General features: G+C 67.7%; 2 protein-coding genes. Both read right to left on the bottom strand.

What is annotated here, in order from left to right; translation table 11 throughout:
• On the bottom strand, nucleotides 1-1,421 hold a 1,421-nt coding region (locus VGH54_RS21955), incomplete at its 3' end, for an alpha/beta-hydrolase family protein (RefSeq protein ID WP_331514207.1).
• A partial coding sequence (locus VGH54_RS21950) for an AIR synthase related protein (RefSeq protein ID WP_331514206.1) occupies nucleotides 1,418-2,458 on the bottom strand: 1,041 nt, incomplete at its 5' end. The genes VGH54_RS21955 and VGH54_RS21950, both read right to left, overlap by 4 nt.

The raw sequence follows: 2,458 nt of genomic DNA, 5'->3' as shown, positions 1-2,458 counted from the left end.
TGCAGAAACAGCACGCGGGTGCCCGCCCACGGCGGTTCCCCGACTCGGTCGACGTCGACGGGATCGATGGCTTCGGAGAACCGCACGGTTCGACCGCCGTCGTAGCGCGGCTGCACTTCGGTGGAGCCCGGATCGCGCCGCACGAGCAGCGCATGCCACAGCGAGCTCTCCTGCGGCGGCCCGACCCAGAGCACCGCGTCGAAGCCCATCCGGCCAATGTCGGGCAGCCACCCGAACGCGGCCTGGCCGGCCATCGACCCCAGGCTCTCGCCGTAGAGCATTAACTTCGGCCGGTGGTCTGACGGCAGTTTCTCCCAGCGGTCGTGGACGGCGTTGATCAGCATCCGGCCGGAGTCCATCGACTTCTGCCGGTCGGCCAGAAACGAAATCCAGCTCGGCAGATAGGAGTACTGAAGACCGACGATCGCGGTGTCACCGTCGTACATCATCTCGAGCGAATTCGCGGCCACCGGGTCGATCCAGCCGGTGCCGGTGGTTGGTGCGATCACCAGGACCTTGCGGCGCAACGCGCCCGTGCGCTCGAGCTCGTTGACGATGACGTCCAATCGTCCTAGGTCATCCGGGGCAGTGTGCAGCCCGGCGTACACTCGGATCGGCTCCTTGGCCGGCCTGCCGTTGAGCTTGCTCAGTTCGGCCGCGTGCGGGCCGGCGCCGACGAACGTGCGGCCCTGGTACCCCAGGGTGCTCCACGGCGCCAATGATGAAGGGCTGCCTGATTTTTCCGCCAATTGTGGTTGCGATACACCGGCGGGGGTGGCGCTGTCCCGTGGCTGGAAGACCGCGTTGGCGCCGGCGAAGAAGCCGCGTACCAGCACGCCGTCGAACAACGTGATCAGCAGTGCCACAACGATTGCCGTGCCGATGAACATCGCCACTTCGTCGTGCACGTGCCAACGCCGGATCAGCATTCGGGCGAGCAGCCTGACAGCGTCGATGAGCACCCGGAACCCCGACACCAACAGCGCGCCGACAATGGCCGCGACGATCAGCGTGCGCAGGTAGCCCGGGTTCGTCGGCCCCTCGATACCCATCAGCGCGGACAATTGCCGTTGCCAGGACGCCGCCGGAATCAGCATCAGCACGCATGCCGTCGGTGCGACCACCACGACGGCCGCCTTCGTCCAGAACAGTACCCGCACCGAAGGCGGCCACCAGCGGGCACCTCGTAGCACGACGCGGTTGACGACCTTGCCGAGCAGCACACCCAGGCCGTAGCCGAACGCGGCGTTCACGCCACCAATGAGGCCTTGGAACAACCACTCTCGCGGCACCAGCGACGGCGTCAACGACAAACAGAAGAACAGCGCGCCGAACGCCACCCCGGCGAAGTTCAGCCGCAGCAGGCTCCACGCCCACACCAGTAGCGGATGCCGTCCACGTGCCTGCGCCTCGGGGCTCATCGCAGCAGCGCGGCCAGCACCCCTTCGGATGTGCTGCGCAACTCCGCCAGTGGCACGGTGAATTGGCCCTGCACCTCCACCGCGTCCGAACCTTGGTCGACGACCCCGATACGGGTGGCCGGCAGGCCGCGCGCCGCGCACATCGAGGTGAAGCGGCTCTCCTCGGTACGCGGCACCGCCACCAGTACTCGACCCGCAGATTCGGAGAACAATGTCACGAACGGTTCAGCGCCTTCGGGAAGCACGATGCGACAACCGGTTTCGCCGGCAAGCGCTGATTCGACGATGGCCTGCGCCAGACCGCCCTCGGACAAGTCGTGGGCTGCGGACACCAGCCCGTCGCGGGAGGCCGCACTCAGCACGTCGGCCAATAGCCTTTCCCGGGCCAGGTCCACCGCGGGGGGCACGCCGCCGAGATGGTCGGCGGTGACCTGTGCCCAGATCGAGCCGTCGAATTCATCGCGGGTGTCGCCGAGCAGGATCAGCGTCTCGCCGAGTTCGGTGCCCATGGCGGTCGGAATGCGGCGGGTGACGTCGTCGATCACACCCAGGACGCCGACGACCGGGGTGGGCATGATCGCCGTCGTTCCGGTCTGGTTGTAGAAGCTGACGTTGCCGCCGGTCACCGGGATGCCCAGTGCCGCACAGCCATCCGCCAAACCGCGGACCGCCTGGGAGAACTGCCACATCACGCCCGGATCCTCCGGCGAACCGAAGTTGAGGCAGTTGGTCACCGCGACCGGGGTGGCGCCGGTGACGGCGACGTTGCGGTACGCCTCGGCCAGTGCGAGCTGGGCACCGGTGTAGGGGTCGAGCTGCGTGTAGCGGCCCGACGCGTCGGTCGACACCGCGATACCGCGGCCAGTGGCCTCGTCGACGCGCAACACTCCGCCGTCGGCATGCTCGGCCAGCACGGTGTTGCCGCGCACGTAGCGGTCGTACTGCTCGGTGATGAACGCACGGCTGCACAAGTGCGGACTACCCAGCAGCGCAAGCAAAGTCGCGCGCAGTTCGTCGCCGGTGGCCGGTCGCTTCAG

It is taken from the genome of Mycobacterium sp. (assembly GCF_036488105.1).
GTDB lineage: Bacteria > Actinomycetota > Actinomycetes > Mycobacteriales > Mycobacteriaceae > Mycobacterium.
This window is presented reverse-complemented; position numbering and strand designations above follow the sequence as displayed.